This is a genomic window from Paenibacillus lupini (genome assembly GCF_011761355.1).
Classification (GTDB): domain Bacteria; phylum Bacillota; class Bacilli; order Paenibacillales; family Paenibacillaceae; genus Pristimantibacillus; species Pristimantibacillus lupini.
The window spans coordinates 50992-57405 of the sequence record NZ_JAASRW010000008.1 but is presented as its reverse complement, the minus strand read 5'-3'; the positions used below and the strand labels follow the sequence as shown (position 1 = coordinate 57405).

Annotated in this window: 7 protein-coding genes; 6 read left to right on the top strand and 1 reads right to left on the bottom strand. The window is 51.2% G+C overall.

Annotation, left to right across the window (positions count from 1 at the left end; all coding sequences use genetic code 11):
- Positions 1-515 precede the first annotated feature (515 nt).
- Positions 516-1172, bottom strand: a complete 657-nt coding sequence (locus tag FHS17_RS23730; protein WP_167280949.1) for a DNA-binding response regulator — start codon at positions 1170-1172, stop codon at positions 516-518.
- 205 nt (positions 1173-1377) lie between these two features.
- Between FHS17_RS23730 and FHS17_RS23725 the strand changes: the two genes are divergently transcribed.
- From FHS17_RS23725 to FHS17_RS23700, 6 genes are all read left to right on the top strand, one after another.
- Positions 1378-1830 (top strand): hypothetical protein, encoded by a 453-nt coding sequence (locus FHS17_RS23725; RefSeq protein ID WP_167280948.1) that lies wholly within the window; start codon positions 1378-1380, stop codon positions 1828-1830.
- Between the two features lie 103 nt (positions 1831-1933).
- A complete protein-coding gene (locus FHS17_RS23720; protein ID WP_167280947.1) occupies positions 1934-3937 on the top strand; it encodes a helicase-related protein in 2004 nt (667 codons plus the stop codon).
- 151 nt (positions 3938-4088) lie between these two features.
- The gene (locus FHS17_RS23715) at positions 4089-5009 is read left to right on the top strand and encodes a ComF family protein (RefSeq protein WP_167280946.1); all 921 of its coding nucleotides are present in this window, start codon (positions 4089-4091) and stop codon (positions 5007-5009) included.
- Positions 5010-5104: 95 nt separating this feature from the next.
- Positions 5105-5515: a TIGR03826 family flagellar region protein gene (locus FHS17_RS23710; RefSeq protein WP_167281185.1), complete on the top strand. Its 411-nt coding sequence runs from the start codon at positions 5105-5107 to the stop codon at positions 5513-5515.
- 113 nt (positions 5516-5628) lie between these two features.
- Positions 5629-5895 carry a flagellar biosynthesis anti-sigma factor FlgM gene (gene flgM / locus FHS17_RS23705; RefSeq protein ID WP_167280945.1) on the top strand — a complete coding sequence of 89 codons (267 nt, stop codon included), beginning with the start codon at positions 5629-5631 and terminating at the stop codon, positions 5893-5895.
- A gap of 7 nt (positions 5896-5902) precedes the next feature.
- Positions 5903-6406, top strand: coding sequence for a flagellar protein FlgN (locus FHS17_RS23700; RefSeq protein WP_167280944.1), 504 nt, complete (start codon positions 5903-5905; stop codon positions 6404-6406).
- Positions 6407-6414: the final 8 nt, after the last annotated feature.

Sequence of the window (6414 nt, the reverse complement as noted above, 5' to 3'; positions counted from 1 at the left end):
TAGTAGAGTAGCTAGTTTGTGTGGGATAAGACCCTGGTAGGGTCTTATTGATGAGTAAAAGGTGGTTGGATGCGAGGGAATGGTGAGTGCGGGGTGGGATAAGACCCTGCGAGGGTCTTATGTGGAAGTGTAGTAGCTAGTTTTGGGACAATAAGACCCTGGCAGGGTCTTATCAGTGAGCAAAAGGTGGTTGGATGCGAGGAAATGGTGAGTGCGGGGTGGGATAAGACCCTGCGAGGGTCTTATGTGGGAAGAGAGTAGCTAGTTTGTGTGTGATAAGACCCTGGCAGGGTCTTATTGATGAGCAAAAGGTGGTTGGATGCGGGGAAAGGGTGAGTACGGGGCGACATAAGACCCTGCGAGGGTCTTATGTGGGAAGAGAGTAGCTAGTTTGTGTGTGATAAGACCCTGGTAGGGTCTTATCGGCGAGCAAAAGGTGGTTGGATGCGGAGAAATGGTGAGTGCGGGGCGACATAAGACCCTGCGAGGGTCTTATCGTCTGTAAAGAATGGAAACTAGTTCGAGATGGACGTAATGATATGTAGTCTATAAGCCCGGACGCGGTGATCAGTGACTTTTGCAGGCTGCAGATGACGTTGTTCTACCATTTCTATGAGAAGTTTACGGGCATACTTTGTGCTAACGTCCAACAGTAAGCTGATATCTTTAGGAGTAGCCGGCTTTCGAAGGAGTTTCATGTATCGCAGGATCTCCTTCTGCTCCAGAGTAAGGTCGGTGTCGGGCTTTAGGCTGTAGAGCTTGCCAAAGAGCTGTTGGATGAATTGTTGGCATTGGCGCGGTTTGCTCTTGACGTCGTCATAGGAGAAACGGATCACGATCCATCCATCTAGGATTAGATGATTCTGCCTCATCAGGCTGTCTGCGAATTGCCTTCGGTCGGCATCACGGCAATGAGGGCCGTAACCGTCGATCTCGATACAGAGTTTGTAGGGCTCACGTATGTAGGCATAGTCTAGAAAACGTTGACCATCCTTATAGTCACTTGCCTCGTATTCACCGTGCAAATGCTCGAATTGTCCAACTGCCGGCCACCAAACATTTTTGAGGAATAAATCCTCGGCATGACGCTCCTCCTCCAATCTTCGTTTGCGTTCGCTGCTGCTGGATGCAAACTGTGCTTTTAACCATTCTTCGTATTGAGCTTCGAACATAGCTAACTCACTCCTTATAGAAAATAAAAAAAGCACACGGCTCTCCCGTTAGAAATGGGATAAGAGCGGTGTGCTTCACACGCGTTTTTGTATTGTATTTATTTTACATCAGGTGAAATGACCTGTCGATCGCACATTTTGTCCTCCTTGTCCAAATGGCCGGAACCACTGGGCGCATAACGGCATATATTGTCACAAAGAGGAGGTGGCCGACCTGATTGCGATTTTACTTCTTGTGATTGGTTGTTATGCTTTGGCCGCCGCATCGGTGCATGTGGCTTATAGGCTTCGGCGAGGCAAGACCCGTGAAAGTAAGCATTATGTTCTTGTTGCTCATGATCAGCATATGAAGATGGAAATGTTTATTCGCCAGTTTTCAGCGTATTCACGCCGAATGGGGACGGATGTTCATTTAACCGTTGTAGATGGTCACTCTGCAGAACAGACTGCAGAAATCGTCGAGAGGCTCCGTGAAGGTAACCGGAATATAACGGTTTATGCGGATGAAGGTTTAAATGATCGAAAGCGCTCTCAATCGGAGAACCCTTCAGCAGATCTGATGTGGACGTTACGAAGTGAGGGAATTGTGAGCAGGCCTGACCAGGCTATTCTTGTAGATTTGCAGAATCCTTCAGATTTGTCGAAAATGCCATTTTGAGCTATAATGGAAATTAATTGAAAGCACGGAGTGAAGCACACCCCGATGATGCGATAAGCGTCATTGAGGTGTGCTTTTTTGCGTGCGGGAGAGGCGGGGACTGGTGAAGGCTAATGTGTATCTCATCCATATTGCAGGGCAATGGTTTGCTCAGATGACTATTAATCCGGAAGTTGATAGGGAGTTTTGGATGGAGGAGGGGCTGGCAGAAGCGGCTTTGCGAGCTGATAGAGAGCTAGGTATAAAGAGAGAACAGAGAGAACGGAGTAAGGCGGTAGAGTTTAGATTGGGAGGGGTAAAAGCGGAAGCTGGTTTGCTATGGAGAGAAGCTATGCCTTTGGGCGACGCCATACGTAGTGTGCAGCTGTGGGAAGAAGCTGAGGCTGAGTGGGGGAGTACGATGGAAGGGCCGCTCGCTCAGCTTGCGGCCTGCATCGAGCAGGCGCGCCGCGAAGCGGCCGGCGCGCCACTAGGGCGCCCGGGCAAGCAGGCTGCTGGCGATGCCAGCCTGCTTGCCCGGCGCTGGGCGCGAGCCGCCGCTGACGCGGGCGGCTCTAGCCCTAACCCCGCGCGCGCAGCTGCTCGCGCGCGGGAGGCCTTGGCGGCAGCTGCGCTGCTGGCCGCCAAGGCCATGCAGGGCCGTGCGCTGCTTCGCAGCGAAGCGCACGCCCTGCTTGATGGCGCCGCCGCAGACATCGGCGGCGCACTGCAGTTGGCGCAGCTGCTAAGCTGGCTGCGCCTTACAGGCGCTGTTGCCGCCGAAAGCGGCCGGCGGCGACAGCGCGAGTGCCGCTGCAAGCGATGCGGCAGCGGCGAAGCGCACATGCACCGCACGGCTTGCGCAGCGTGCGGGCGCATGTGCGCCTACTGCTCGGCATGCCTCACGATGGGGCGCAGCCGCGAATGCGAGCTGCTGGTGCTGGGCATGCCAGCCCCACAGCTGCCGGCCGGCTCCATCCCGGCCGACCTGCCCAAATGGCAGCTCAGCCCCGCACAAGCTGCCGCCACCGAGTCAGCGCTTCATTTCATCGAAGCGCGACTGCCGCAACAGCGCCAAAGGGAGTTCCTCCTATGGGCGGTCACCGGAGCAGGCAAGACCGAAATGATTTTTCCACTTGTTGAATCCGTCCTCGTACGCGGCGGTAAAGCTTTAATTGCAACTCCACGCCGGGATGTCGTAATCGAGCTTGACCCACGGATAAGACGAGCTTTCCCCAAAGCTAGAGTTGTCACCTTATATGGCGGCAGCGAGCAGCGCTGGGAAGCGGGAGATATTACGCTGGCGACAACCCATCAACTGATGCGATTCTATCAATCTTTTGACTTGGTCATTATAGATGAACTGGATGCCTTTCCTTACCACGGCGATCCGATGCTGCATTATGCAGCAAATAAAAGCTGCGCCCCTCACGGACCAAAGCTGCTGCTCTCTGCCACACCGCCAGTGGAGCTTCAACGCAGAGCGAGAAGAGGCGAACTGCCTCATGCAAGGGTGCCTGTCCGTTATCATCGCCATCCACTGCCGGTGCCAAGACTGCTCCGGACGCCATCAGTCGCCAAACTTTTGCAGACTAAGTCTTTGCCAAAAACACTGCGTACAGCTCTACATCACTCTTTGGAACGTGGTGCCCAACTGTTTATTTTTGTACAGCGTATTGTACAGGTTGAACCAATGGCTAAGCTGCTGCGTGCTGTATTGAAGATCGCGGCTATCGAAGGAACTTCATCGCAAGATCCTTATCGAGCAGATAAGGTAAGCCGATTCCGTACAAGTGAAATTCGAGTTCTGGTAACAACCACCATCCTGGAGCGAGGCGTAACGATACCACGCAGCGATGTGTATATTCTGGATGCGGACGGGCGTTTATTCGACGAAGCTTCCCTTGTCCAGATGGCCGGCAGAGCGGGGAGATCTGGGGATGACCCTAATGGTCATGTCTTCTTTTGCGGCAGGGAACGTACCCGATCCCAAATTGCAGCTGTCCGCCATATTCGTGGAATGAACCGAATCGCGGGCAAACGAGGATATCTGATTCATACCGAGAATTCCCAATCATGGTGGAGCCGCTGGCTCAAGCAGCGAAACCCAATCATCAAAAAGGGATGAGTACACCCCACAATATCACCGCATTATTAATTACATAGCTCTCCTGCCCTACTCAACACAACCAGCTTTCATATCACACATAGTCACTCAACGGCCTGATACTAACTCAACAGCAGTCATCTTCACCATTCATTACAGAAGGAGGCATCCCATGCGACAGTTCTTCAAGCATCTTTTTCAGCGAACTTCCCATGATCTTCATCAAACCATTCGCCTGCTCAGCAGCAGCGCCTCCTCATGCCCTTTCTGCGGGAAAGAAGCAGGGGCGGCGCCTCATTCGAAAAGATCAGCGAACAATAGTCAGCTTCAAACTTACCTATCCTATCTGCCGTCCTCTTTTGCAAAATCAATCTGTTCCTCCTGCCAAGCGGCCATACCATGGCTTACTCCGATCAAATGCCGGATATGCGGTCGAGGGATCACATGCACGGACTGTATCCGCCGTTCAGATGCAAAGTTTATTGCCAATCGCAGTGCTGTGGAATACAGCAGTGAAATGCGAGAGTGGCTGGCCCAGTACAAGTACCGCGGCAATGAGAAGCTGGAGCAGCTGCTAGCCGAAATGATGTTCCCTGCATTTGCCGCACTGACAAAAGAAGCCCTATCGCGAAGCGGAGGCTCTCAAGCTGCCAATCCATCTTATGGATGGGATGCTATAACCTTCGTTCCGGTAAGCATGGAGCGGGCAGAGGAGCGGGGGTTCAATCAAGCGCAGCGGTTTGCATCTATTTTAGCCAGTCAATATCACATTCCCCTCCACGATATGCTGATCCGAGAAAGGCATACCGAGAAGCAAAGCTTTAAGACCCGCCCAGAGCGTATGAAGGATACCCGGCACTTATTTCAGGCAAAACCCGAGGTGATCGCTGGTTTGAGCGCCGCTTCGGCTGCACCCTACGAGTCTAGTATTAGTAAGCCGCATGCCCTTCCACAACCAGCACGATCCATCCGTCTTCTCCTCATCGACGACATCTACACGACGGGCAGTACCATTCAGGCCTGCGCAACAGCACTGCATCAACAATCGCAGATTCCGCTCGAAATCTATGCCCTAACCTGGGCCAGATCCTAGCTTTAATCCTCTTTTACAAGATTACTAGTGAAAAAAATCCCTTAATCCGTTAGAATAACCCTAACTACTTTGATTGCTGGAATGGGGAATCGATGATGAATTTGGACAATTGTCCTCGGTGCGGCAAGTTGTTTGCCAAAAATTTTCGTGATGTCTGCCCAACTTGTATAAAGGATATCGATAAAGAATACGAGTTGTGCTCTACTTTTTTGCGTAAAGAAAAGGGTGCCATTATAACGGAGCTGTCCGATGCAACAGGCGTCTCGATCAAACAGATTACGAAATTTATTAAAGAAGGCCGGATATCGCTGTATAACGCCCCGAATCTCATGTATCCTTGCGAAGTATGTGGTACCCTGATTCGTGAGAATAATATTTGCAACCCTTGCCGTTCCCGCCTCATCAAGGATACTCAGAAAATGCATGAAGACGAAGCCAGGGAAGCATCCAAGAGTGCAGCGGAGAAGGTCTATTATAAAGGGATTGACCAGTATAAAAACCGGTAAAATTAATCTTTTAGCCCATAAGTTGGCCTATTCATTTTCAAACTTGCTAAACCGATAATACTGTTAAAGGTTATCGGTTTTTTTCTATTGTTTAACTAAAGAGGTGATTATCCATGAAGATAAATGAGACGAATCGGATCGGCGCATATAACAACTACCAGAAGCAAATGGATCAACGGGTTGATAGCGCGAATAAGAAGAAGCAGAAGGATATAGTAGAGATCTCCGCGGAGGCGAAGGAAATGCTCTCCACCAGCCAAACGAATAGTCCAGAACGGCAGAAGCGTATCGAAGAACTTAAACAATCCGTATCTGCAGGCACATATAAGGTTGATGCCGGCAAAATCGCTGACAAGCTGCTTCCATACCTGAAGGGATGATGAGTAAATGAACGAACATGTACGGCAGATTTTGCTCACCCTGCAGGAATTGCTTAATGCTCACCAAGAGCTCATCCAGTTCGCTAATGAGAAGACACAGGCTATCCGCACAGAGAATGTAGAGATGGTATCACTCATTACAGGCCGGGAGAAAAAATGCGTGCAGCGCATTGTGGAGCTTGAGCAAACGCGTCTTCTCCAGGTTGGGCGGTACACCGTGGAGCAAGGACTGCGCAATATGCGCTCCTTGAAGATGGAGAAGCTCATCCAGATGGTTTACCATGCCGAGCAGAAGCTGGAGCTTCAGCATATGTGGCGGGAGCTGTCCGCAGCCATTAAGACACTTCAAGACGTTAACACGTTTAATCAGCAGCTTGTTCGGATGAATCTGGACTATCTGCAGTTCACGCAGGACTTGCTTCTTGGTGCCCCGGAGGACGAGGTTACCTATCACCGCGCCGTACAAGGAATGAATGTGCAGCGTGCTAGTCGCTACAATCTCAAGACTTAAGCAGAGAG